Below are 25,618 nucleotides of genomic sequence, written 5' to 3'. Positions count from 1 at the left end.
TCACGCCGATGCGACGCCAGACCGGACAGTTCCTCAGGCACCTGGAGTCGGAGCGTGGCGCGTCGGAGCACACGATCAAGGGCTACCGCGAGGACCTGGAGAGCCTGGCCGCGTACCTGGCCGACGACGCCGGCGGCACGCCGGAGCCGGCTTCGATCACCACGCTCGAGCTGCGGGGCTTCGTCGCGGCGATGCACGACGCCGGCTACGCCAAGACGTCGATCTCGCGGAAGCTGTCGAGCATCCGCAGCTTCTTCCGCTACGGCCAGCGCGAGCAGTGGGTGGCCAAGAACCCCGCCACGCCGCTCCGCAACCCACGCAAGAGCCGCAAGCTGCCGCACTTCCTGTCGACCGAGGAGGTGGGCCGGCTGCTGACCGCCCCGCCGGCCGAGTCGCCCGCCGGCAAGCGGGACCGCGCCATCCTCGAGACGCTCTACTCGGCTGGCCTCCGCGTGAGTGAGCTGGTCGGCGTGAACGACGGCGACCTGGACCGCGAGCAGGGCGTGGTCCGCGTCCGCGGCAAGGGCCGCAAGGAGCGGTTCGCGCCTCTGGGGTCCTTCGCGCTGGACGCGCTGGGGGTGTGGCTCGCGGCGCGGCGGCTCTCGCCCAAGGAGACGCCCGGCCCCGACGCGCCGGTGTTCACCAACAAGTTCGGCCGGCGGATCACCACCCGCAGCGTCGCGCGGATGCTGGAGAAGTACATCAAGCAGTGCGGCCTGGACACGCGGACCAGCCCGCACACGCTGCGGCACAGCTTCGCCACCCACCTGCTGGACCGCGGCGCCGACATCCGCAGCGTTCAGGAGCTGCTGGGCCACAAGAGCCTGGTCACCACGCAGATCTACACGCACGTGAGCACCAGCAACCTGCGGGCGGCGTACCTCAAGGCGCACCCGCGGGCCCGGGGCTAGCGGCGAGCCATTGGCCCTGGTGGCCGGTGGAGCTACAGTAGACGCTTCAGGCCCGCGTTGACGCTTCCCGCCCCGGCTCTATGACCCAACGGCTGCTGATCTCTGCTTTGCTGCTGATTGGGCTCGTGGCGGGCCTGGGGTGGCTGGTCTCGCTGGGGCGGCTGCCGCCGGCGGACTTCTCGTTCTCCAACGGCACCGAGGTGCAGTCGCTCGACCCGGCCGTGGTGTCCGGCGCGCCGGAGGGCCGCATCCTGTGGTCGATCTTCGAGTGCCTGGTGCAGCTCGACCCAGAAACACGGCAGGCACTGCCCGGGGTAGCCGAGAGCTGGGAGGTCTCAGAAGACGGCCGCACGTACACGTGGCGCCTGCGGGACGACGCCCGCTGGTCCAACGGCGACCCGGTCACCGCGCACGACTTCTACTACACCTACCGCCGCTTCCTCGACCCACTGACCAGCGCCAAGTACGCACAGGCGATGTGGCACGTGAAGAACGGCGAGCGGTACACCCTGGGCGCGAGCGTCCTTAAGCCCGGCGACAAGGTAGAGGTCGAGCTGCACGAGGCGCCCGACGGCGCCCTGCCCCACGCCCGCGGCCAGGTGCTGCGCGGCGAGCTGAAGGCGATCGAGCGTGACTCGCAGTTCCGCGACGAGGAGGTGACCAGCAAGGACTTCGCCAAGCAGCACACGCTGGTGCTGGACGTCGAGGGCGCCGAGCGGCGGTTCCGCATGACCGGCCGGACCGAGCAGTCCGACGAGTGGGAGCCCTGCAAGGCGGTGCTGCTGGACTTCAGCGAGGTGGGCGTCCGCGTGGTGGACGACCACACGCTGGTCACCGAGCTCAGCAACCCCACGCCGTTCTGGCCCGAGCTGATCGGCTTCTACGCGATGTCGCCGGTCAACCAGACCTGCATCGAGACCCACGGCTGGCCCGACTGGACCGCGCCGGAGAACATCGTCACGAACGGCCCGTACCGGATCCAGTTCCGCCGCATCCGCGACCGCATCCGGTTGGTGAAGAGCGACAACTACTGGGACCGGGACAACGTGGCCCTGGAGGTGATCGACGCGCTGGTGGTGGACTCGCTGATCACCGCCTTCAACCTGTACGAGACCGGGCAGATCGACTGGTCGTACACCAACCCGAAGCTGATCAACCGCGAGCTGCTCAAGGAGCAGCCGCCGCGGCCCGACTTTAACCCGGCGCGGCAGCTCGCCACCTACTACTACAACTTCAACACCACCCGCGAGCCGCTGAACGACGTGCGGGTCCGCAAGGCTCTGGCGTTGGCGCTCGACCGCGACCAGATCCTCGACACCGTGGGCGCCGGCGAGCCGCCCGCCTACTCGCTGGTGCCGCCCGGCATGCCGGGCTACACGTCGCAGGAGTGCGCCGCCAACAACGTCGAGGAGGCCCGCCGCCTGCTCGCCGAGGCGGGCTACCCCGAGGGCGTGGGCTTCCCGCGGCTAGAGATTCTGTACAACTCCGGCGCCGAGGAGCACGAGACCATCGCCGAGTTGGTCCGCAAGCAGTGGCAGGAGCGGCTGGGGATCAGCATCTCGGGCCGCAAGGAGGAGTGGGGCACGTACCTCTCGAACTCCGCCCAGCTCAACTACGACATCTGCCGCCGCTCCTGGATCGGCGACTACCTGGACCCCAACACGTTCCTCGACATGTACGTGTCGAACAACGGCAACAACCAGTCGGGCTACGCCGTGCCGGAGTACGACGCGCTAATCGCCGCCGCCGCCGCCGAAACCGACCCAGAAAAGCGGATGCGGATCCTGGAGCAGGCCGAACGGATGCTGATGGACGCCCAGCCGCTGCTGCCAGTGTACACGTACGTCAGCAGCAACCTGGTGCGGCCCAAGATCCGCGGGTTCTACAACAACCTGCAGGACTCGCACCCGCTGCGGCGGCTGTGGATCGACCCCGACCTCGAAGGCCCCAACGAGTACATGGCCGACGCGCCGCTCTACAACCAGCCGCAGGCCGGGCAGGAGGACCAGGAGTGATCGCCTTTGTCTTCCGCCGCCTGATCGGCCTGATCATCGTGCTGCTGGCGGTGTTCTGCCTGTCGTTCGCGCTGACGCGGGCGGTGCCGGGCGGGCCGTTCCAGAGCGAGCGGGTGCTGCCCGACGTGGTGAAGGAGAGCTTCGAGCGGAAGTACAACCTCGACCTGCCGCCGCTCGAGCAGGCGGGGCTGATGCTCACGGACTACGCCAGCGGCGACCTGGGCGAGAGCATGAAGATGGACGTCAGCGTCAATGAGGTGGTGGCCCAGGGGCTGCCGATCTCGGCGGCGTTGGGAGCGCTGGCGCTGTCGTTCGCGTTCACCGTCGGCCTCGCGGCGGGCATCGTGTCGGCCGTGCGGCGGGGCACGGCGGCGGACTTCACGCTGATGAGCATCGCCACCATCGGCATCGCGCTGCCCAACTTCGTGGTGGCCGGCTTCGGCATCCTGCTGTTCGTATTTATGATCCCGATCTTCCCGGCGGGCGGCTGGGGCACGCTGCGGCAGCTGATCCTGCCGGGCCTCTGCCTGGGCGCGCCGTACGCGGCGTACGTGGCCCGCATTGCGCGGACCGGCATGCTGGACGTGCTGTCGCAAGACCACATCCGCACCGCCCGGGCCAAGGGGCTCTCGCAGTGGAGCGTGGTGATGCGGCACGCGCTGCCCACCGCCATGCTGCCGGTGGTGTCGTTCCTCGGCCCCGCGGTGGCGGGCGTGCTGACCGGCTCGCCGGTGGTGGAGCAGATCTTCGCCATCCCTGGCCTGGGCTGGCACTTCGTGCAGTCGGCCTTCAACCGCGACTACACCATGGCGATGGGTCTGGTGATGGTCTACACCACGCTGCTGTACACCATGAACTTCCTGGTCGACCTGTCGTACGGGCTGCTCGACCCCCGCGTGGAGTACAATTAGCCGCCGCATGTCGACCAGCCTCGGATCAACTCGAGAAGTCACGACCAAGCCAACCGAGGGCGGCCCGAAGCGGGGGCTGTCGCTCACGCAGGAGGCGCTGCGTCGGCTCCGCCGCAACCGCGTGGCGATGATTTCGCTGTGGACTCTGGTGGCAGTGGCCCTGCTCGCGTTCTTCGCGCCGGTTTTCCCGCTTCAGCCGCCCGACAAGGTGTTCACCGACCTGAAGTTCGCCGAGCCGTGTTGGCTGCTGGAGGACCCAGATCCGGACGCCGAAGGGCAACCGGACGAAAAGCCGGTTGATCGGTCGCTCTTCATCGACACGTTCTCGCTCGACACCGAGCGGATCGCCAACCAGCAGGAGCGGCTGGCGCCCGCCCTAGAAGACCTTGCCACGGCACGCGCTGACTACCGCGAGTCTCGCGGAGAGGCCCGTGAGGACGCCGTGCGGCAGCTCCGCCGGCAGAAGAACCGGGTGGAAGATATCGTCCAACGCCCGTACCGCGACGCCGGCTTCCCGGTGCTGGGGCCGCTGAGCCGCGCGATGGTCCGCGCCCGCTACGCGATGTTCGGCGAGTGGTCCATCAACGCCGTGTTCGGCCGCGACAAGCTGGGCCGCGACATCCTGTCCCGCATCTTCTGGGGGTCACGGGTGTCGCTGATCGTAGGCCTGGTCGCGACAATCGTCTCTGTGGTGATCGGTGTTACGTACGGCGCGATCGCCGGGTACTCCGGCGGCTGGGTCGACGGCGCCATGATGCGGCTGGTCGATGTGCTCTACTCGGTGCCGTTTATCTTTGTCGTGATCTTCGTGATCTCCATCCTCGACGACCCGCAGATCCGCGCCTGGCGAGAAGAATACGGCCTCAGCCGGATAGTGATCTTCTACCTGGTGGTCGGCGCCATCTACTGGCTCACCATGGCCCGCGTGGTTCGCGGGCAGGTGATCTCGCTCCGCAATGAGCCATTCGTCGAGTCCGCCCGCTCAATCGGCGTGTCGCACGCGGGCATCCTGCTGCGGCACATCATCCCCAACCTGCTGAGCGTGGTGATCGTGTACCTGACGCTCACCATCCCGCGGGTGATCCTGTTCGAGGCGTTCCTCTCGTTCCTCGGCCTGGGGGTCGAGCCGCCCGATGTTTCTTGGGGCCTGCTGGCAAACGAGGGGATCCAGGTGATCACGCCGGTAAAGGTGTTCTGGTGGCTGATCTTGTTCCCCAGCGGCGCCATCGGGGTGACCCTATTCGCTCTCAACTTCCTTGGCGACGGCCTCCGCGACGCGTTCGACCCGCGGCTGCGGGACCAGTAGCCAGACGCCCCTCCTCGGCGGGGGCGCCCACCAACGCAAGCGGTGGCCGCTTTCACGCAGCACCCGGTAGCGTATCCGGGCTAGCCCCTACTACCCGCTCGGCGAGTTGCCGAAGAGCACCCGCCAACGCTGCCCGGCGGCGGAGCGCCCGGGTTTCCACAGCTAGCCTTGACTCGTACCCGTGATGCTCAACTCACCTGCAAGATTCCCGAAGAGTTCCTACCCCTAAAGCAATTGACCGCCGCGACTCCCCGCCGGGAGGCCACGAGGACACGCCGTGAACCAATGCAAGGTAGTGCTGGGCCCCGATATCGTCGCGCCGCTGGGCGTTGCGAGCGGGGTCGGCCAACCAGAGCCGACGACCGTCATGATCGGCAAGTGCTGCGGCTGCCGCCGCCGCCTTGACTGGCCGTCGCCGCAGCCGGGCGCGTGGGCCTCGCCGGTCGACTGCCCGCAGTGCGGCCGCTGGTACTACACCGAGGCCCGCAACGCCGCGGCCCCGCGACTCCGGCGCGACTGCCTGCCCACGCCCGACGCGTTCACCCAGCAGCAGAGCGAGCGCGTGGTCAGCTCGGTCGAGAGCGCTCTGCAGCAGACCGATCGGCGCTCCGAACCACGCACCACGACCGACCGCACCCTGACGGTGGTGCCGCTCGACGCGACGCTGGCGTCGCCCCGTTTGGCCGTCGAGGCCCGACTGCTGAACGTCTCACCCTCGGGGTGCTGCGTAGAGCTCAGCAAGCCGCACGAGGCCGCCTACCTGCTCATCGACTGCGGCTCGGTCGGCTTCCCGGGCATCCAGGTGCTCGGCGAGGTCCGGTGGACCCAGGCCGACGGCGCCGCCCACAGGCTGGGCTGCGAGTTCCGGTTCGGCGAGTCGGGTGAGCTGCCGCTTGAGTAGCCTGAGGTTAACCGGTTAGTCGCTCGGCGTCTGCGTGTCGCGCTCGGTGCGGTGCGCATGAACAATCGCCTCCTCGTGCCGGCGTGAGTGCGAATCGTACGGGTGCACCACGAGACGCCGCGTGAGCCGCTCCGGCCCCGCCACCTCACGCAGGTAAAAGATTCCCCAGTCGTTGGTGTAGCAGACCTCCAACGACGCGCCCGATGCGAATGTGATCGTGGTTGGAGCGCCGGCGAGTCCCATCGGCTGCCTGATCTCTTTGGGAACGCGAAAGCCAAGCTGATCCATCACCATCACCGCGGTCAGCGCGCCCTCCACACTCTCGCTGCGTTCCCACCCCCAACGGCCACCGAAGCTGCGGATCTCGCCCGATGCCTGTCCACTCAGCTTCAGAAAGTGGACCGACGGGCGCGCCTCGCCAAAGCCGGGGTGGCTGGCAATCCGCTCTGCGCATTCCCGGTTTGACCTGGTAAGGTCATCAACCAGCACGACAACGTGGTTCCCCAGCGGCGGGGGCGCCATAACACGCCGATTCTGGGCTTTGTTCACCGGCGCCTCGAACAGCGTGCCGTGAGCCACCAGCGGGGCTCCGGCCAGCTCCAAACTGATGTCCATCCTGGGATGGCCTATCTCGTACCCGAGCGGCGACGGCGCGGGACGCGGCCACAGCGCGACCGCCACAGCCAGGACTGTGGTCACGACCAAGAGCGTCCGCACGCTGAATCGCATCGCTAGCGGTTGGCGCAGCCCTGCCATGAATATCCTGCTCGCGAGGTTGTGCTGCGGAAAACGGCGGTCGCTAATCTAACACCGGCGATCCACCGGGGGCAAACTGCAAAGCATCACCGACGCTGCTATAGTGGTCGTCCCACCTTTCCCTCCGCAATCGAGGCCGCCCAAGTGCGCCGTTCACCTCCAAACGCTGCCGCGTACCGACCACTCCTTGTATTGGTGATGATTGCGTCGCCTCCAGCTTGTCTTGGAGACGTCTTACCGCGTTATCACACCGACCCATGGTTCGACGAACAGGTCCGCGAAGAGACCATCGACCAGGACGTCCGCGTCCGCGTGATCGCGCCCCCTGTGGAACAGTTCGACGCCGATCGCCCAACTAGGCTGATCCTCTACGCGCTGCCCAACGGCAACACCATCGAGCAGACGCTCGGCTGCCAGCTGCGGGAGGGCCTAGACTGGCACTTTGACATCCAGCACATCGCCGCGCAGACGCGGCGGCTCCGCGAGGTCTCTCCCGATGAGAACATCTTGCTCGCCTGCTTGGAGGCGAAGGGACTGAGCTGGCCCGCGTGGCGGCGGGGAGCGCCGGAACGAGCAGAACAAATCGCGGCCGTCTACCGCGCGGTGAAAATGCTGGCCCCCGTCGATGCGACCGACGTCACGCTCGCCGCACATAGCGGCGGGGGCAGCTTTGTCTGGGGAGTGCTGGACGCCCACGAGCAGATCCCTGCCGAGATCAGCCGCATCGCACTGCTTGACGCCAACTACAGCTACAACGAGCAGAGCGGCCACGGCGCCAAGTTCCTGGAGTGGCTGCAAGAGAATCCCAACCGCCGGCTGATCGTCCTCGCCTACGACGACCGCAACATCACCTACCAAGGCAAGCGGGTCGTCGGTCCCACAGGCGGGACCTACCGCGCCACCGGCCGGATGCGCGACCGATTTGCCCAGGACTTCTCCATCGACGAATCTGTCGAAGGCGACTTCCAAGTCATCCGTGCGCTCGACGGCCGGATCACGATGCAGGTGCACCGGAATCCAGAGAACAAGATCCTGCACACCGCCCTGGTGGGCGACATGAACGGCCTGCTCTACGCGGCGACGCTGGGCGCCCCGCAGGCCGGGGCCTGGGGCGAGTTCGCCGGCCCCCGCGCCTACACGGATTGGATCCAGCCCCCGCCAGACGCGACGCCGAGCAGGCCAGCCGCCCCCCCGCTACCGCCCCGCGCGGCCGACGCGATCGCCGGCGCGCGGTTTGTTGAGCAGGTCGCCGATCTGCCGCCACACCAGCGCGAATCGGCAATCGTCCAGCAGCTTGCGGCAGGAAACCTGCCGGACCGGCTGCGGGCGTTCACGCCAATCAAGGTCACGGCGGCAGACGCGACGGGGAACGAGCATTCACTCACCTACATGGTGACGCCCGACTACCTGGCGGTCGGCGCCGATGGCGACTATGTGCGGATGCCGATGACGCCGATGAGCGCCCAGGCGATCGCGGACCGCTTCGGCTGCACGCTGCCGACCGCGCGGATGGTTGATCAGATTGACCAGAACGCCGTCGTGAAACTCGCCCCGCGGCCGCTCACCGAGCGACGCGAGGCCCTCCGCACCTTCGCCCAGCACAACGCGATCATCGAATCGCAGCGGGCCGGCGCCGCAGGACTGATCTGCGGCGTCAAGAAGGACCTGGTGCTCACCAACCGACTGGCTGAACGCCCGGGGCGCGTCGCGATCTACGGCTGGCGCCGACTGTCGGGCGAGCCGATCCAGCCGGTCACGACCGTCCACACCCGCACCTATGTCGACTACAGCCACGGCGTGCGGCTGGTTGGGCGTGAGATGTTGCTGGACGGCCAGCCGACGACCTTCACTGCGATCGTGACCGACAACAACCTCGCGCCGCTCTTGTCTAGCGCGGGCCCGCTGCACGTGCTGACGTACCCCACCGAATAGCCCCCCTACCCCACCGATGCCCACCCTCGTTCTTGGCGCCACCGGCGCGACCGGTCGGCTGCTCGTCGCCCAACTGCTGAGCCGGGGCGAGCCCGTGCGGGCGATCGTCCGCTCGCCCGACCGGCTGCCGGAAGAGATCCGCAGCCACGACCTCCTGGAGGTGACCGCCGCCAGCGTCCTCGACCTCCCCGACGAAGAACTGGCCAACCAGGTCATGAGTTGCGGCGCCGTCGCCTCGTGCCTGGGTCACAACCTGACACTCCGTGGCGTGTTCGGGCCGCCGCGCCGGCTGGTGACCGACGCGGTGCGACGCGTCTGCGCCGCGGTTGAGTCGCACCGGCCTGCCCAACCGGTGAGGCTGGTGCTGATGAGTTCGGCCGGCGTCCGCAACAAGGACCTTAACGAACGCGTGTCGACAGCGCAGCGGTGCGTGCTAGGCCTGATCCGCGCCCTCGTGCCGCCCCACGCCGACAACGAGGGCGCCGCCGAGTTCCTGCGGAGCCGGATCGGGCGGCAATCCTCATTCATCGAGTGGGCCGTTGTCCGCCCCGACACTCTGATCAACGCCGAACAGGTCAGCGGCTACACGCTTCACGCCTCACCGACGCGCAGCGCGATCTTCGACCCAGGAAAGACGAGCCGGATCAACGTGGCGCACGTGATGGCCGAGCTGGCTACCCGCGATGACTTGTGGGCGGAGTGGCGGGGCAGGATGCCGGTCGTCTACAACCGCGATTAGCCCACAAGCCCCACTACGAAGCCGCACACGCATCGGCCGACACGGCCGCGGCCACCTGGCTGCCGGTGAGCAACTCCAGCAGACGGATGGTCGCCTGCTTGTTGGGCATCGGCGCCGAGCGCGACAGGTCCGGGTCGCTGTGCAGCGCGGGGCGGAACTCCGGCATGCCGACACAGCTGGGGCAGCCCTCCTCGCAAGGGCAGCCGGCGACCATGTCCAGGCAGAGCTCCAGCAGCTGCCGGATGCTGCGGTAGCCGCGTTCGGAGTAGCCCAGCCCGCCCGGGTAGCGGTCGTAGAGGATTGCCGTCGAGCGGCCCAGGTTCTTGCTGTCGACCACGCCGCCCAGGTCGCGGCTGTCGCACATCGCGACCATCGGCAACGCCACCACCGCCAGGTTACGCAGCCCCGCTACACCCTCCGACGCGCGGAGCCCGGCCTCCTTCATCGCGGCGCGGGTGGCGTCGTTCGGCGAGACGTACACCGCCGTGGTCTGGAGGTTCTGCGCGGGGATGTCGACCGGCCCCAGGCCGATGTTCTCCCGAGTCTCGAAGCGGATCTTCTTAAACGCCACCGTCTGCCACGACACATCCACCTCCGCGTAGCCGACCTCGGCGGTCGGCAGCTCGGCCGACTTTTCACGCTCCTTGGTCAACAGCACGTTGCTCTCCAGCACCGCCTGCGTGTAGTAGTCGGTCTCGCGGCGCTCGACGTACGCCACCTTGCCGTTGAGGTCGAGCTCGCGGACGAGGTAGGTCTCGCCGTTGTGCAGGTAGATCGCCTCGGGGTAGACCAGCTCTGGGGCGCTGATCGAGTCGACGTTCGCGATAACCGTGTGGGCCTGCTCGTCGAGCGGGGGAGTCCCGGTCGCCAGCGCGTCGCGGTGCGAGGTCTGCTTGTGCCGCAGCACGATGCTGAATATGTTGTCGCTCATGTGCCGCAGGCTGACCCCGACCGACGGGTTCTGCCCGCCGGGCGAGTAGTACTGCCCGTCGATCTCGGTCAGCTGCCGCTCGTCGCGCAGCACCTCGGCGATCGGCTGCGCCAGCGGGCCAAAGAGCGCCAGGTCTTCGGCGGTGAGCGGCAGCTCGAAGGCGGCGCTCTTGAGGTGCTTGGCGAGCACGTATGGGTTGTCCGGGTCGACTACCGCCTGCTCGGGGCTCTGGGCGAAGAAGTAGTCCGGGTTGCGGAGCAGGTACTGGTCGACCGGGTCGTTGCCGGCCAGCAGCACGGCCAGCGACTCGTCCTGCCGCCGCCCGCTGCGGCCCGCCTGCTGCCAGCAGCTGGCGATGGCGCCCGGGTAGCCCGCCAGGATCGCCACGTCGAGCGACCCGATGTCGATGCCAAGCTCCAACGCGTTGGTGGCGGCCACGCCGCGCAGCTCGCCGCTGAACAGGTCCAGCTCGATCTCGCGGCGTTCGTTCGGCAGGTAGCCCCCGCGGTACGCGCGGACCTTGGCGGCCAGCGGCGAGTGCTGCTCCTCCAGCTGGCGTTTGGTGTAGCGGTAGATCAGCTCGGTCGCCTGGCGGGTGCGGGCGAAGGAGAGCGCCTGCCCGCCCGCCTTCAGCGACTCGACCATCCACAGCACCGCGTCGTCGGCCGTGGACCGCCGCGCCAGCGCGTCCTTGCCGAGCGGCGACGGGTTCCACATCACAAAGTGCTTGCGGCCGCGGGGGGCGCCGTCGTTGTCGACCACCCGCACATCGCGGCCGATGAGCCGCGCCGTGAGCTCGCCCGGGTTGGCGATGGTGGCGCTGGCCGCCAGGAACGTCGGGTGCGCGCCGTAGTGCTCGCAGATTCTCAATAGCCGACGCAGCACGGCCGACACGTGCGCGCCGAGGATGCCGCGGTAGGTGTGCACCTCGTCGATCACGATGTACTTCAGGTCGGCGAAGAACCCGGCCCACTTCGGATGGTACGGGAGGATCGACGCGTGCAGCATGTCGGGGTTCGACAGCACGAGCGACGCCTCGTCGCGGATCCGCCGGCGCTGCGCGGTGGGCGTGTCGCCGTCGTAGACGCCGGGCTTGATCCGGGCGCCGACCTCGGGCTCCACGGCCAGCAGCTCAAGCAGGTTCTTCAGCTGGTCCTGCGCGAGCGCCTTGGTCGGGAACAAGTACAACGCCCTCGCGTCCGAGTTGGCGAGCACGGACTCGAGGATCGGCAGGTTGTAGCAGAGCGTCTTGCCGCTGGCGGTGCCGGTCACGACCACCGTGTCCGTTTCGGCGCGGGCCGACTCGAGGGTTTCGACCTGATGGGAGTAGAGCTGCTCGACGCCGCATCCGGCCAGGAGCCGTTGCAGGAGAGCGGGCAGCGGCACGGTCGGCGAGCCGAACTGTCCGGTCCGCTCTTCGAGCACCTCAACGTGTTCAATCTGACCGGCGTAGTCCGGCCGGGCCTGGATTCTGCGAAGCAGGGCGGCGACATCCATGGCGGTAGACCCCAAGAAGGCGTGTGTACAGGCGTGCACTGTACCCCTATTGATCGGCGTTCAGCAAGTCGGAATCCAGAAGGGTCACTCATCTGCACCACCTCTCCCTTCGACCGGCTGTGCGGGTTAAAGCGGATGCCGGCCCTGAGGTTGCCATCCCCGCCGTTTCCGAGCGTCAGCGGCCGGAGAAAATTTGTCCTACGGACCGCGGCACATTAGCATTGGGTAAGACTCCCCCGCAAAGCCGGGCTGGGCCCGGTGTGTTTCTTGGGAATGAAAGCGAGCGTAGCGATGTTCCGTTGGTTGACGCCTGTCTGTGCGATTCTGTCCGTGGCCGTGAGTGGGGTTCTGCCAGCACAGACCCCTGCGCCCCTGTCGGACACCACGCAGTTTCAGTTGAACCAGATCAAGACCAACTCGATCGGCAACCAGTACACCGCCGGGGCCATTAACCGGCAGACCATTGCCCAGTCGCAGGTCCGCGTGGTCAACCCATCTACCGGTGGCAGCATGGGAACGGTATCGAGTACACAAGCGCTATCGGCCGGCGCGCTCGCCCCGCGCCGCAACGCCGCGACCTTTAACTCGTTCGGCGGGGGTGGAACCAGCGCCAAGCCGTTCTCTACCGCGTCGCGTGGTCCAACCGTCAGCCCTTACCTGAACTTGTTCCAGGAAGGCCTGTCAGACGACTTTGACACGTACAACACCCTGGTCCGCCCGCAGCTCCGTCAGCAGCAGTTTAACCAGACGCTGCAACTCGAGACGCAGGCCATCGACCGCAAGGTCCGCTCCTACGCGGCTCAGCCGGCCTTCAACCCGCAGGGGTCACAGCAGCAGTCGCCCACGGGCCATCCGACGGGATTCATGTACTACTCCCACTTCTACCCGGGCATGCAGCAGCAGCGGGGACGCTAGCACGCCGCCGCGTGACGCTGCTCGCCGGACCGCTGCTATTGCCGTCGGCCTGTTAGGGTGCTAGAAGCCGCCTGGAAACACCTTATTCCGGGCGGCGCCGCTACGCATGCGGCGCACATAGGATGCACCGCAGGCCGACCAATCTGCTATCGATTGCCCTTGTGGCCGCCGCGTGCGCGGCCGGTTGGCAGTCCGCATTGGCCGAATCCCCCGACTTGGGCTGGTCGCCGAACCGCTGGGAGGGAGGGCCTGCAGCGAGTTCGCCGGCCCCGCGTAGCTTCCCCGCTCCCGCCGCGCCACAGGCGACCCCAATCGCCCGCCGAATGCCGGCGCTTGGCCCGAATGAGTGGGTGCTCGACCACAATACCGCCGGGCGGCCTGACGAGCCGCCCTACGTGCTCCGTGATGCCAGCGGCGCCGTGCACCGGTACATCGAACCAACCACCTCGCTGGACCTGGAGGGTCTGGTCGGGTCGGTCGCCCGGGTGCGGCACGACACGGGTCAGACCCTGCTCGCGACCCAGCTCGACATCGCCCCGGCGCCACTCACTGGCCCGGCGTTCACCGCTGTTGCAACCGCCCAGTACGAAACCGACGACCCCACCGCCCCGATTGTGCTGGAGGAACTGCCCGCCGGGCGGCCCTCCACCAAGCCCAGCCTCGGCCAGCCGGACCTTGTGAGCCCGGCCATCGAGCCGTCCGAGAGCACCTGGGCAGGCGATCCGATGATCGGCGTGGGCCCCGGCTGCGGCGATGCGTGCGCCCCCTACGGCTACTCCAGCAGCCCCGGCTACCTGGCGGACAGCTTCGGCGAGTTCCTCCAGTTTGGAGCGTGGCTGCCCGCCGGCCTGCTGGGCGGACCGGTTGGCCCCGACCCGCGGATTGATGTCGGCGGCTGGACCCAGCTCGGCTATCACACCGATCAGACCCCGCGGTCCACTTCATTCGGCGACCTGCGGGCGTTCAACGACGTGCCTTCGGGCATCCGCTGGCAGCAGCAATGGTTCTGGATCGGCCGCGAGGCCGACGGCCGCCACGGCCCCGACTGGGGCTTCCGTTTCGACCTCATGTACGGAACCGACGCGCAGAAGACGCAAGCCTTCGGCAACCCCCGCGCGGACACCCCTGGCTTCGGGTCGTGGGACGCGTCGCTGGACCACGGCATCTACGGCTGGGCGATCCCGCAGTTGTATGGGCAGCTCGCCGCCGACGAGTGGTCGCTCATCTTCGGGCACTTCTTCACGCCGGTCGGCTACGAGGTCGTGACCGCTCCGGACAACTTCTTCTACAGTCACTCGCTGACGATGTTCAACAGCGAGCCGTTCACCCACACCGGCGCCCTGGCCACCTACCAGCCCTACGGAAACCCCTGGGGGCTGGAGGTCTATCTCGGCTACACGCTCGGCTGGGACACCGGGTTCGACCAGACCGACGGCGGCAGCACGTTTGTTGGCGGCTTCTCCGCGCGGCCGCTGTCGAGCGTCACGCTGGCGTACGTCGCGACCGCGGGCAACCTGGGCGCCCGCAGCGGCGGCGGCAGCGGCTATACCCACAGCATCGTGGCGGATGTGGCTGTCACGCCGCGGCTGACCTACGTGCTGCAGTCCGACTACGTCAACTACGACGACCTCACCGGGACCGGCCTGAACGACAACCAGATCGGGCTCAACAACTACCTGCTCTACGCGCTCAATTGCCGGTGGGGCGTCGGCGCCCGGGCGGAGTGGTGGAAGACCGACGGGACCTCCTACTACGAGACCACGCTCGGCCTCAACTACCGCCCACTCGAGGGCTTCGTCATGCGGCCCGAGCTGCGGTTTGACCGCGCGCCGGGCAGCGATCAGACCAGCTTCGCGGTCGACGCGATCCTGACGTACTAGCCCCGCGCCTACGGCCGGTTGCGTACGGCCGCTTGCTCCGGAAGCCGGTGGCGAGTTGCAGAACGCTACGGCAGCGCGCCCCACTCCCAGGTGCCCTCGATCACCTCGCACGCCGCGTCGGCGGTGACGTACTCGCCGTATACGCGGTACAGCAGAGCCTTGTCGGTGTCGTACGTAGTCCAAGTAGGATCCCCGGTGATAAGCGCCGATTGCGACTCGCCAACGCCCCCGCTCCGGTAGGCGATCTCCAACGGTTCTTGGTTTTCCGAAGTTGTCAGGGCGACGCAGACGCCGTCGTCCGCGCCCAACGAAGCGCCGCCACTGAAAGTGACGCCCCGCCAGCCCCACGAGCTCCCAAAGTCATTGCTGCTGGCGTTCACCGAGTCGAGCACGACCCCTGACGGCCAGTTCGAGGCGGTGGGCTCGTAGAGCACCACCTGCAGATCCCGGTTGCTCTGGTCCCTGCGGCAGTAGAACTCTACTCGGGTGACCCGCCACGAGATGGCGTCGTCCGGTAGGTCTGGCCGGAGGTACTGGCACCACCACTTGTCGTCCGCCAGCTTGTCCGACGACGCCCCCGACAGGATGTCGTAGTTGCGCAGCTCACTGGGGCCAACCCCCACCGCTTTGACGCCGACGGTCGCCACCTGCACCGAATCGCCCACACGGCCGACGCCTGACAGCTGCAGGTCCGTGTCCTGATTGGTAAGGTCGCCATCCGAATCGACCATCACCCAGCTGACCGTGGCGCCGCGGGCGCCGCCGATCGCCAGCGGCGTCGACTCCACCCCGCTGGCGTAGTTGGTCCGCCAGTTGTTGTCGGCAGCGATGTTGATCAGCGCCAACCCAGCCGCGCCGTTGGCGGCCTCGCGGGCGGCGATGCGGTCGGCCAGCTCGGTCGCCTCGCGCCGCTGGATCTGCACCTTCGCCAGCCCTGCCAGTCCGAGCAGCGTCACCATCAGGGCGGTCGCCATGACCGCCACGTACAGCGCGGCGCCGCGTCGGGTCGTAACGCTTCGAGCGGTATTGCGGCGCTGATTCATGCTCGTTGGGCCCGCCGGGAGGCGCCTTATCGCCGGCGCTGTGCAGACGACCTGGTAGAGGGCGTGCAGAAGAGTAGCTCGTCCAGGACGTGGCAGCTGGAAAAGGGTCGCTGGAACCAACGGACGGGTTATGACGGCGTCGGCGTAGCGGCCTTGCGGAGTCCTGCAGTGTGGAAAGTGGTTATCACTCCTATCCATTTGTGACCTACCTTTTGGCGAGTGATCTCTGTGTACAACAAATGCTTTCAACGATCCGATGATGAATCGCAACACCAACCGCCGAACAGCATTTACCCTCGTTGAGCTCGTGATCGTGGTGCTGATCCTCGGGATCCTGGCCGCGGTCGCCGCGCCGCGGATGTTCGACACCGCCGGCGAGGCCCGCTCGAACGCGACCCGCCACTCGCTCATGGTCATCCGTGACGCGATCCAGCTCTACCGGGCCCAGAACAACGCCCTACCGGGCGACGGCGGCACCGAGGCCGATCTGAAGTCCGACCTGGCCGAGATGCTCAGCGGGCCGTTTCCTGAGGCCGCCGTGGGCAACACGGGCGACTCCGTGCGGATCCAGACCTCTGGCGCCGCGCTCACCGCCAGCGGCACCGAGAGCTGGGCCTACGACAACTCGACGGGCGACTTCATCGTCAACCACGCCACTGGCGCCGACTGGTAGCGTGGACGGGGGCATGCCAGGCCCCTGGAGTGCGCCCCCGCTAGCAGCGGTCCCACTCCTGCGTTGGCTGGCATTACGCCGCACCGGCGCAGTTCCGTGCGTCGCTCAGGCGACAATTCCGCGGTGGATCTCTGCCGCGGTCTCTCAGCTCGGTTTGCAACGCCTGCAACGTTTGCAGCTCCCCGCGGAAGAAAAAGCTGCGTATACCCGGCACGCCGCCGGATGCTGAGCTAGTGTTTCAGTGAACGGCTATCCGCCGCTGCTGCACTCCTCCTCCTCTCCTTTTCCACAACTCCCCGCCCGACCACGGTCCGCCAGACCGGGGCCGACTGCAGGGGGGAAATCATCCCTATGAAGCTGCGCACCGCCCACCGGGACGGCCGCCGAGGCACCACGATCGTCGAGATGGCGTTCGTGCTGCCGGTGTTCCTGTTCTTTGTGTTCGCGTTGATCGAGTTCGGCCACGCCCAGATGGTGAACAACGTGCTCCGCAGCGCGTGCCGCGCCGGCGCCCGCCTGGGGTCGACGCAGGGCCAGACCGCGACCTCCGTCGAGAGCCACGTGCGGCAGGTGCTCTCCGGCGCCGTGGACGTCAACGCGGTGGAGGTGTTCGTCAAGGACGGCTCGTCGTTCGACGCCGGCTCCAGCGTGCCGACTCAGCAGTCGGGTTTCGAGGCCCTGCCCGACGTCAACCTCCAGGACGCGGAGCCGCGTCAGCTGTTCCTGGTCCGCGCCAAGGTCAACTACAACGACATCGCCCTGGTGCCCATGCCGTTCATGAGCGGCGTGGTGCTGCAGGGCCAGGCGTTCATGCGTCACGAGTAGGCCCCCACCCTTCAAGCAGAACCGAACCACCCCCGGGAACCGCGTCATGAGTCACAAGCATCGCCCGCCCAGAGATCGTCGGGGAGTCGCCGCGGTTGAGTTCGCCGTGGTGGCGCCGGTGCTGCTGACCATCATGTTCGCCATGATCCAGCTCAACCGCAGCTACGAGGCGCAGAACCTGCTGGAGACCGCCGCCCGCGAGGGCGCCCGCTTCGCCTCGATGGACCGCGACGGCATGCTAACGGACGGGCAGACCGCCAACGGCAAGCTGGCCGAGGACGTCAAGACCTTCCTCGAGTCCAACGGCCTGCCCCGCGAGGGGATCACCGTCGAGGTGAAGGACGCGGACGACCCATCGCTCGACTTCGACATCGCCGACCCAGACAACGACCTCCGCCTGTTCGAGGTCCGTGTGTCGGTGGACTACTCAGACATCAGCTACATGTCGGTCGGCGCCGACAGCGACTACGCGATGAGCGCCTCGGTCTACTTCCGCAACGGCCGCGCGACCATCTCCGACTAACGCCCGCCCACCTTTATCTCACCGGGCCGGCGCCGGCCGCCCCGGTTTCCCTTGGAGACCCCGCAATGACCCCCGCCGCCAAGTCGCCGCCGACGCCACGCCAGGGCGTGATCGTCGTGCTCACCGGATTCCTGCTCTGCGTGGTGTTCGCGTTCGTGTCGATGTCGATCGACTCGGGCCGAATCGTGCTCACCCAGACCGAGATGCAGAACGCGGTGGACGCGGCGGCGCTGGCGGCTTCGCAGGAGATCACCGCGGCTATCCACGCGGCGGGCCAGGGGCAGGGCTCCGCCTCGATCGACGCCAACAGCATCGCGGTCTCGGCGGCCCGCGAGATGGCCGCCCAGGTCGCGGAGCTCAATGGGGTCTACGTCGACCCGGACCTAGACGTGTTCTTTGGCAAGCGGGGCTACGACCAGGCCACCGACTCGTGGCCCATCCTGTGGGGCGAGTCGCCGTACAACGTGGTGAAGGTGGTCGCCCGCCGCGACAACTCCGACCTCGACGCGCCCGACGGCGAGTTCCCGCTGGCGTTCGGCTGGGCGGTGGGCAAAGAGAGCGTGCCGATCGCGACCTCCGCCACGGCGTTCGTCGAGGCCCGCGACCTGGTCCTCGTGCTCGACTTCTCCGGCTCGATGAGCGACGACACCGAGCTCCGCTCGATCGGCAACTTCACCCAGTCGGAGGTCGAGGCCGGCCTCGACCAGATGTGGGACGAGCTGCAGGCGGCCGACCCCACCTGGCCCGGCACGTCCAAGAGCAAGTTCCCCTCCACCGGGTTCGGCGATATCGACTCCTACGCGGGGACCTACGTCAGCAGCTCCGACACCAACACCATCCGCAGCCAGCTCGGCCTCAACGAGAAGGACGACAACGGCGACTACGTGCACAAGTACCCCCAAGCGGGCCGGTACTCGAGCGGGCAGCCCAAGGGCGAGCCGAGCAACAACACCAGCAAGAACGACTGGAACAGCTACATCAACTACGTGAAAAAGCTGTCCGGCCCCTACAAGAAGAAGTACGGCTACCGCACGCTGATGGACTACATGCAGCAGAACAACCAGATGAAGTGGACCGTGTCGGAGGACTTGTGGCGGACGTCACACTACCCGTACACGGCGGTGAAGAACGGCGCCTCGCTGTTCCTCGGCTTCCTGGCGGACCTGGACTTCGGCGATGAGATCGGCGTGGTGAGCTACGGCTCGTACGCCGTGTGGGAGACCTCGCACAGCGACGGCGAGGTGTCGATCGACCTGACCGACGACCCCATCTCGCACGAGTACGACCTGGTCAACGCCATCCAGCGCCGCCACCAGGCCGGCCACTACGACGTCTACACCGCCGTGGGCGACGGCGTGCTCAAGGGCCGCGAGCTGCTGGTCGGCGCCGACGGCGACCCGGACGACGAGGGCCACAGCCGCTACGGCGCCCGCCCGACCATGATCCTGATGACCGACGGTCAGGCCAACCGCTCGAAGTCGGGCTGGAGCATGCCGTCGGACTTCGACTGGGACGACTGGACCGACTACGACGGCGACGGCTCCGCCGACTACAGCACCAACGACCAGCACAAGAAGTACGCCTTCTACGAGGCCGTCCAAGCGACTGAGCGGGGGATCACCATCCACACCATGGCCGTGGGCGCCAACGCCGACCGCGACCTGATGCGGGCGATCGCCCACGCCGGCGGCGGCATCTTCATCAGCGTGCCGGGCGGCAGCACGATCGCCGAGATGGAGTCGCAGATGCTCGAGGCGTTCGGCCAGATCGCTGCCAAGGTGCCCCCCGCGCAGCTGGTCTACGAGATGGACGCGGAGGAGTAGCAGCACCGGGGGCTCCGCCCCCCACGACGGGCGGGGGCCGGGCCCCCTCCCAGGTGTCCACCCGTTGCTCGTTTCCCGACGAGCACCCCTTGAGGCCGCCGGACTGACCCACCGGCGGCCTCCCTTATGCGCGGAGGGCGGCCCCGGGGCGGCTAGCGCCTTCCGGCGGCGGCGCGGCTATAATGGGAGTTCCGGGCAGGCCCCCTGGGCGGGCCCCGGTCCCCTCACCCCAGCCACCACCCACTGCCGCCATGAGCACGGTCACCCTCGACCCCCAGACGTCGGTTGAGCCCTACGAAGACGACTCCGCTAGCTACCGCGCGCTGCACGCGGGCGCCATCGTCGGCGTGCTGCTGGCGGTCTGCTCGCTGATCTACCCGCTCACGGTGGCCAGCCTGACGGACATGCAGTACCTGCTGCTGCTGGCGGCCATCCCGCTGGCGGCGATGGCGATCAGCTGGATGGCGCTGCGGTCGATCCGGGCGAACAGCGAGATCTACACCGGCGCCAAGCTGGCCACCGTCGGCCTGGCGGTCGCCGCGGCGTCGCTGATCGGCGGCTCGGCCTACGGCGGCCTGGTGTTCGCCACCGAGGTGCCCGACGGGTACCAGCGGATCTCGTTCCAGGGGCTCAAGCCCTCGGCCGAGGACGAGGAAGCCCTCCGCCCGATCCCCGAGCACATCCAGCAGCTGATGGGCGACGGCGAGCGGGTGTTCATCAAGGGCTACATCCGGCCCGACTCCGTGCAGTACAAGACCGGCAACAAGGAATTCCTGCTGGTCCGCGACAACAACCAGTGCTGCTTCGGCGACGTCAACAAAGTGGCCTACTTCGACCAGATGATGGTCTACCTGGGCGACGGCCTCAGCGCCGACCTCGAAACCCGCCTGTTCCGCCTCGGCGGCACGCTCACCTGCCGCGCCGGCAACACCGCTCAGGGAGAACCGGTATTGGTCTATTCCCTGCAGGCCGATTACATAAAGTAGAGCGGGAACGAATTCTGCCGGGCGGCACCGCCCGCTGCTAGCGTTGCCGCCATGTGACCTCAACGGAAGGGCAACCCGCGTGCTACGACTGCTCGCCACTACGCTCGGCGTCGCGTGCCTGCTGGCGCCCACCGGTTGCGACCCGGTAGGCAACGCCCAGTCGCCCGGGCAGCCGTTCACGTCGGTCTCCGACCCAACGGCGCCGGCGCCCGCCAAGCTCGACCCGCCCCCCAAGACCAGCGACGCCTCCCAACAAGCGGCGCCGCGGCCCGCGGAGCAGCCCGCCGCTAAGCAGCAGCCCGCCGAGCCGACCGACCCCGACCGGCTGGTCGACAAGTCGTTCGACGATCTCGTGTTCGACATCGAGCCCGACGCCCCCTTCGCGCGGGACATGCTCACCGATCCGATCGAGGCCCTCAACGGGCAGCGGATGCGGATCCGCGGCTACATCCTGCCCACCGCGCAGAAACGCGGGATCAAGCAGTTCGTGCTGGTCCGCGACAACCAGGAGTGCTGCTTCGGCCCCGGCGCCGCCCTGTACGACTGCATCCTCATCAGCATGCAGCCCGGCCAGTCGGCCGAGTTCTCGATCCGCCCCGTCTCCGTGACGGGGCGCTTCGCCATCGAAGAGTTCCCCGGCCCCGACGGCAACCCCCTCGCCATCTACCAGATGCAGGGCGAACAGGTCGAGTAGCCCGCCACGCACGCTGGCCCCCCTAGCCGGCGGGCCGCGCCTCGCCGGAGCCCCACTCGCGGGTCCCCTCCCCTTTCCGGCGCCAACCCTCAGGACCCGACGGCTGTCGCCCGCCGGGTAGGGCTATCTCGCTGCCGTTCCCTGCGCACCTGCGCGTCTCTCCTCCTTTCTTCCACCAATGTGGCGGGCTTTCCCACCGCTTGTTGATCTCCCCAGCAGACAAGCGGATCGCTGGCCGCGCCCTGCCAGAGACGACCGCGGAGGGAACACCGACCAGGGCGACCGAGGGGACACGACCATGCCCGTTCTGAGAAGCACTGGACTGCTAGCACTCGCCTCCCTGCTGACCGCGGCCGCCCACGCGGCCGTGCCGTACACGCCGGTGCCCGTCAGCGGGCTGCCGGTGGTCGGCCCGGGCATGTCGGCGCCGGACGGGGTGTACGGCAAGGAGCACTCGCACGACTTCGACTTTTCCACCGTCGGCCCCACGGCCGACCCGCAGCAGGTGATCGCCTGGGACGGCATCGGCGGCACGGCCGACGGCGTCGACTTCTCGTTCACCCGCCCCGACTGGAAGGAGGACCAGCAGGTCGACGCCATCGCCAACCACCGCGACGCGCTCTTCGACGAGACCCTCCGTGACGAGTCGCACCTGATCTTCTCGCACGACGACCTCATCGCCGCCCACATGCCGGGCGGGGGGATGGGCCTGGTCCCCGTGCCCAGCGGCGGCCCGGTGATCCTCTCCAACGGCAACAAGATCGGCGGCGCCGGCGAGGTGAGCGTCGAGATGTCCGGCATGTTCGGTCCCCCTTCGATGCAGGGCCTGTGGGCGTCGCTCCCCGAGGTCAACGCGATGCCGCTCCCCCACGACGTCGACGGCCTGGAGGTCTGGGGGCCCGAGCCCCGCAAGATCGAGGAGCCCGACGCGCCCGTCATCGGCGACTCGGACCGCTACTCGCTGGACGTCGACTTCCCGAGCGGCGTGTCGGTCTGGAACGCGTCCGGCTCGGCCTACCTGAGCCACCCGGAGATCGTGATGGCGGTCGAGTCGCTGCTGGGCCCGATCCCCCCGTCCGCGTTCTCGCTGAGGGACGAGCAGCAGGGCCGCAACGCCATCAACCTCGACGCGCTGATGGTCAGCGACATCCTCGGCCACCCCGAGCGGTTTGACCGCGAGCCCAGCGACCTCGGCGACCCCACCACCCACGGCGAGGAACTGGTCGACCAGAATGGCGGCCCGATCGAGCCCTTCGGCCTGGACGGCGAGATGCGCGGCGACTCGATCATCTTCAGCATCCGCCAGATCATCGACCCCGCCGACCCCGACGGCTACTACTCGACCGGCAGCGAGCTGTTCGTGCTCGACACCTTCAAGGGCGCCAGCTTCCTGCACCACGGCGGCCACGTGTGGGACCACGGCTTCGCCCTCTCCGAGCTCATGCTGGCCGGCGGCCCCGACGGCGAGGACCCGCCGTTCCGCGGCGTGATCGACATCAACGCCATCGAGGCGATCGGCGAGGACGTCATCAGCCCGCCGATCGGTCTGCCCGGCGACTTCAACGCCGACGGCAAGGTCGACGCGGCCGACTACACCGTGTGGCGTGACAACCTGGGCACGCCGTTCCCGCTGGCCGGCAACGGCGACGAGACCGGCTCCAGCGCCGGCACGGTCGACGCGCTCGACTACGCCCTGTGGCGGAGCAACTACGGGTCGATGACCAGCCCGGCGCCCACCGCCTCGGCCGCCGCCGCGCCCGAGCCCGCCGCCGCCGCCCTGACGCTGCTCGGCCTGGCCGGCGCCCTGGCCCGCCGCCGGCGACGCTAACCCCCGCCACCCAGCAACCCGCGACCAACCAGCGAGGCCGCCCCCCGGGGCGGCCTCGCTTTTTTGACGGCGTCTCGGCAGCAGGGTTTTGTCCAAAAACACGAGCGAAGGGGACAAAACCCGGGGCACACCCTTCCCGCTGATTCTCCGTAAGTGCTTTAAAATTCGACCCTTAGGACTATACCACCCAGGTGGGTGGTCAGGGGTTTTGTCCGATTCTGGGCGCGCCGTTCGGACAGCCATTCCTCGGCGGTAAGAGTCAGCCGTCTACCCACACGGCCACGCCCCCGCCCACCTCACAACCGCTGAACCCGCGCACGCACCCCCATTGGGCCGCGCCGGGCGGCCGTTTCCTACGACGAACTTGCGAGCCGCAGGAGATTGCCGCCAAGCCAGTCGCACCGCCGCGCAGGCGCCGGGAACGCACCGGCCAAGTCTGATCGCTAGTGCGAAGTCAGGGCTGGTAGCTGGGTCTTGAGATGCGCGGGCGTTTAACGCCAACCCTTCGTAGGGTCGGGCTCAAAGTCGCTGAGGTTGGGCACACTTCCTGCAATTTGGCGACCGGCGAATGGACCGAGAGGTGAGCTGCACCGCTGTAGATTTGGACGGGTCAAAAAGCGCGTAGATGTTTCACTCCTATGCTAGTCAGCTTCAGCTATTGATGGGCATCGATGCCGTGCTAATTCAGGGCCGTAACGATTAGATCGATTACTTCACCGTCTCGAACTAGCGCAATCCCTGCTCGGCCTCGTAGTTTCTGCCATGTGTCTGGTGGGGATCGAAATTCGTGTAACTCGTCTCCCTCGCGGAACTGAGATCTTACTCGTGACCACTCTCCTCGTATTAAGTCGAATCCTCCATGACTATTCTTAGTCTCCAACTCCTCAAGAGTTACTTGATTAGTCAGCCACGAACCTACACGCTCCAAATACCGCTTCCGTCTGACTTTCGCCCCATATTTCGGGCAATCGGAGAACACCTCAACGACGCCCTGATAGTCTAATCTACAATCGGGGTTATCCGTCTCGAATCGGCCCCAGTCCCTCTCCATCCAGAAACGCAATCGCGTGCCATCGTGTCTAGAAGGAACTTGCGTTACGAAACGCGAATAACATTCTTCACCCACGTAGAGTTTGAACCGCTCACGAATCTGTGCTGGTTCTACCAAAGAGATGGCCTCTTAGTCACAAGTGTAGTTGGCTAAACCTGCATTCACGCGACCGATTTCGATTGATTTCAAGAGTATAGCAAACGTAACTTAGGTTTGATCGTCCGGCGCAGGTCTTAGAGGCTTCCCAATTGCGGTCGGTGTCCATCCCCGACCGCAATCTTCTCGCCCTCTAACTCGCGTCGGTTGTCACAACCTCGGTCAGATTCGGGACTCTTGAAAGCGCCGAGGTTGGGCACACCTCAGCGCGTTCTAGGTGGGGCTATCTCAGGTCGGCTGGTCCATCCTCGCTCGCTCAGGTCAGTCATTGCGCAAGTGATTTCGGTGACGTCTACCTCAGTCGATTGGGACTCGGGACAACTAAGCCCGACGCTCTCGCTGGGAGAGGTCGTCGGGATGCCACTCCATGGGAAGACGAGGGCTGGCGGTCCACAAGGTGAAGGGCGACGAGGAGGCGACCCACGGAGTTGAAGCCAAGTCGCGCTATCCGCCGCCGTATAGGCACGCGGACGAAGTAGGTTCAATTCGAGGAGCTTCCTCTATGAAGCCTTCGTGTGGTTGGATTGGTGTCGCACTGTTTCTTCAGAACTTCCGCAATCTCTTTGGCAAGAGACTTTGCTCTCCATGCCATAAGTGATGAATAGCGCTGGACGGAAAGCACTGGTCTCTCGTCCTGAAACAGTGCGACGTAGTATACGGTCTCGGTCCCACCACCCTCGCCCGATCGCGCTTCTTTACACTCGAAAACGCCCACTCGATCGATTCTTGCGAGATCGGCGTGCTCCAGACCTTTGTACGCTCCCAGGTACCATCTCCAAGCATAGACCTTCCCCGCGTCGAAATCGCAGAAGAAGGTGCTGTACGCGGCTATTTGTCCGTACCCAGCGAAACGGACGACAAGCACGCCGCAGAATGCGAGGAGAAAGGAAAGCGGAAGCGCAAGCAGCCAGAGTGCGGTGGACTGCCAATCACTGCCTGCTGGCGCTACGGCCTCCGGCAGAAAGCCAGTTATCCAAGCTAGGAGAGAGAGAACCGTGGATGCTGCCATGAATAGTATGACTAGCGAAAGCAAGATGATGATCAGGCCGGTTGCCGTGCCGCAAAGCCCCGCAATCACACCCAACGGACCTCGCACATGGCGAACGTACTGATGGCGACTTCGCCGGATACAAGTACCGAACCAAAACCCTTTTGGGATTGGCTCATTGGCGGGCATTGTCTTGGGACGATCAAATTTTCCGAGCAGTCGCGACGCAAGGTAAGGACGGATGCCTGTTTGTACTGCGGAGAAGGTGATTCGCGGGAATCGCCCCTGCCAGAGATAACCAGTGACCGCCCCCAGACAGGCAAAGACACCAACC

The 25,618-nt window shown here is 67.0% G+C and carries 20 protein-coding genes; 16 read left to right on the top strand and 4 right to left on the bottom strand.

Going from position 1 to position 25,618, the window contains the following annotated elements; all coding sequences use genetic code 11:
• Positions 1 to 8 precede the first annotated feature (8 nt).
• The 5 genes from xerC to KOR34_RS20425 all read left to right on the top strand — a co-directional run bounded on the left by xerC (position 9) and on the right by KOR34_RS20425 (position 6,044).
• Positions 9 to 911 (top strand): tyrosine recombinase XerC, encoded by a 903-nt coding sequence (gene xerC / locus KOR34_RS20445; protein WP_146567706.1) that lies wholly within the window; start codon positions 9 to 11, stop codon positions 909 to 911.
• 80 nt (positions 912 to 991) lie between these two features.
• Positions 992 to 2,926 carry a peptide ABC transporter substrate-binding protein gene (locus KOR34_RS20440; protein WP_146567704.1) on the top strand — a complete coding sequence of 645 codons (1,935 nt, stop codon included), beginning with the start codon at positions 992 to 994 and terminating at the stop codon, positions 2,924 to 2,926.
• Positions 2,923 to 3,837: an ABC transporter permease gene (locus KOR34_RS20435; RefSeq protein WP_146567702.1), complete on the top strand. Its 915-nt coding sequence runs from the start codon at positions 2,923 to 2,925 to the stop codon at positions 3,835 to 3,837. Before KOR34_RS20440 ends, KOR34_RS20435 begins: the two co-directional genes overlap by 4 nt.
• A gap of 7 nt (positions 3,838 to 3,844) precedes the next feature.
• Positions 3,845 to 5,143: an ABC transporter permease gene (locus KOR34_RS20430; RefSeq protein WP_228714717.1), complete on the top strand. Its 1,299-nt coding sequence runs from the start codon at positions 3,845 to 3,847 to the stop codon at positions 5,141 to 5,143.
• A 277-nt stretch (positions 5,144 to 5,420) separates the two neighbouring features.
• Complete coding sequence (locus KOR34_RS20425) at positions 5,421 to 6,044, top strand: PilZ domain-containing protein (protein ID WP_146567700.1); 624 nt, start codon at positions 5,421 to 5,423, stop codon at positions 6,042 to 6,044.
• 15 nt (positions 6,045 to 6,059) lie between these two features.
• Here the strand turns inward: KOR34_RS20425 and KOR34_RS20420 are convergent, their stop codons facing one another.
• Positions 6,060 to 6,743, bottom strand: coding sequence for a hypothetical protein (locus KOR34_RS20420; protein WP_197531625.1), 684 nt, complete (start codon positions 6,741 to 6,743; stop codon positions 6,060 to 6,062).
• A gap of 255 nt (positions 6,744 to 6,998) precedes the next feature.
• On the opposite strand from KOR34_RS20420, the gene KOR34_RS20415 reads away from it, so the two are divergent.
• Complete coding sequence (locus tag KOR34_RS20415; RefSeq protein ID WP_146567696.1) at positions 6,999 to 8,732, top strand: hypothetical protein; 1,734 nt, start codon at positions 6,999 to 7,001, stop codon at positions 8,730 to 8,732.
• A 16-nt stretch (positions 8,733 to 8,748) separates the two neighbouring features.
• Positions 8,749 to 9,471: an NAD(P)-dependent oxidoreductase gene (locus KOR34_RS20410; protein WP_146567694.1), complete on the top strand. Its 723-nt coding sequence runs from the start codon at positions 8,749 to 8,751 to the stop codon at positions 9,469 to 9,471.
• Between the two features lie 13 nt (positions 9,472 to 9,484).
• Here KOR34_RS20410 and KOR34_RS20405 read toward each other — a convergent pair whose 3' ends face one another.
• The gene (locus KOR34_RS20405) at positions 9,485 to 11,899 is read right to left on the bottom strand and encodes a DEAD/DEAH box helicase (RefSeq protein WP_146567692.1); all 2,415 of its coding nucleotides are present in this window, start codon (positions 11,897 to 11,899) and stop codon (positions 9,485 to 9,487) included.
• 396 nt (positions 11,900 to 12,295) lie between these two features.
• On the opposite strand from KOR34_RS20405, the gene KOR34_RS20400 reads away from it, so the two are divergent.
• Both KOR34_RS20400 and KOR34_RS20395 read left to right on the top strand, forming a co-directional pair.
• Complete coding sequence (locus KOR34_RS20400) at positions 12,296 to 12,814, top strand: hypothetical protein (protein ID WP_146567690.1); 519 nt, start codon at positions 12,296 to 12,298, stop codon at positions 12,812 to 12,814.
• 323 nt (positions 12,815 to 13,137) lie between these two features.
• Positions 13,138 to 14,694: an outer membrane beta-barrel protein gene (locus KOR34_RS20395; RefSeq protein WP_197531624.1), complete on the top strand. Its 1,557-nt coding sequence runs from the start codon at positions 13,138 to 13,140 to the stop codon at positions 14,692 to 14,694.
• A 65-nt stretch (positions 14,695 to 14,759) separates the two neighbouring features.
• Here KOR34_RS20395 and KOR34_RS20390 read toward each other — a convergent pair whose 3' ends face one another.
• Positions 14,760 to 15,737, bottom strand: a complete 978-nt coding sequence (locus KOR34_RS20390) for a hypothetical protein (RefSeq protein ID WP_146567685.1) — start codon at positions 15,735 to 15,737, stop codon at positions 14,760 to 14,762.
• Positions 15,738 to 15,996: 259 nt separating this feature from the next.
• On the opposite strand from KOR34_RS20390, the gene KOR34_RS20385 reads away from it, so the two are divergent.
• From KOR34_RS20385 to KOR34_RS27345, 7 genes are all read left to right on the top strand, one after another.
• Positions 15,997 to 16,410 carry a type II secretion system protein gene (locus KOR34_RS20385; protein ID WP_197531623.1) on the top strand — a complete coding sequence of 138 codons (414 nt, stop codon included), beginning with the start codon at positions 15,997 to 15,999 and terminating at the stop codon, positions 16,408 to 16,410.
• Positions 16,411 to 16,761: 351 nt separating this feature from the next.
• Complete coding sequence (locus KOR34_RS20380) at positions 16,762 to 17,235, top strand: TadE/TadG family type IV pilus assembly protein (RefSeq protein WP_146567681.1); 474 nt, start codon at positions 16,762 to 16,764, stop codon at positions 17,233 to 17,235.
• 46 nt (positions 17,236 to 17,281) lie between these two features.
• The gene (locus tag KOR34_RS20375) at positions 17,282 to 17,758 is read left to right on the top strand and encodes a TadE/TadG family type IV pilus assembly protein (protein WP_146567679.1); all 477 of its coding nucleotides are present in this window, start codon (positions 17,282 to 17,284) and stop codon (positions 17,756 to 17,758) included.
• A gap of 65 nt (positions 17,759 to 17,823) precedes the next feature.
• Positions 17,824 to 19,581, top strand: a complete 1,758-nt coding sequence (locus KOR34_RS20370) for a vWA domain-containing protein (RefSeq protein WP_146567677.1) — start codon at positions 17,824 to 17,826, stop codon at positions 19,579 to 19,581.
• Between the two features lie 251 nt (positions 19,582 to 19,832).
• On the top strand, positions 19,833 to 20,567 hold the full coding sequence (locus KOR34_RS20365) for a hypothetical protein (RefSeq protein WP_146567675.1): 735 nt from the start codon (positions 19,833 to 19,835) through the stop codon (positions 20,565 to 20,567).
• Between the two features lie 79 nt (positions 20,568 to 20,646).
• A complete protein-coding gene (locus tag KOR34_RS20360) occupies positions 20,647 to 21,261 on the top strand; it encodes a DUF3299 domain-containing protein (RefSeq protein WP_146567674.1) in 615 nt (204 codons plus the stop codon).
• Between the two features lie 298 nt (positions 21,262 to 21,559).
• The gene (locus KOR34_RS27345; protein ID WP_146567672.1) at positions 21,560 to 23,089 is read left to right on the top strand and encodes a PEP-CTERM sorting domain-containing protein; all 1,530 of its coding nucleotides are present in this window, start codon (positions 21,560 to 21,562) and stop codon (positions 23,087 to 23,089) included.
• A gap of 1,688 nt (positions 23,090 to 24,777) precedes the next feature.
• On the opposite strand, the gene KOR34_RS20350 is transcribed toward KOR34_RS27345, so the two are convergent.
• On the bottom strand, positions 24,778 to 25,305 hold the full coding sequence (locus KOR34_RS20350; RefSeq protein WP_146567670.1) for a hypothetical protein: 528 nt from the start codon (positions 25,303 to 25,305) through the stop codon (positions 24,778 to 24,780).
• Positions 25,306 to 25,618: the final 313 nt, after the last annotated feature.

The organism is Posidoniimonas corsicana (assembly GCF_007859765.1).
Taxonomy (GTDB): Bacteria; Planctomycetota; Planctomycetia; order Pirellulales; family Lacipirellulaceae; genus Posidoniimonas; species Posidoniimonas corsicana.
This window is presented reverse-complemented; position numbering and strand designations above follow the sequence as displayed.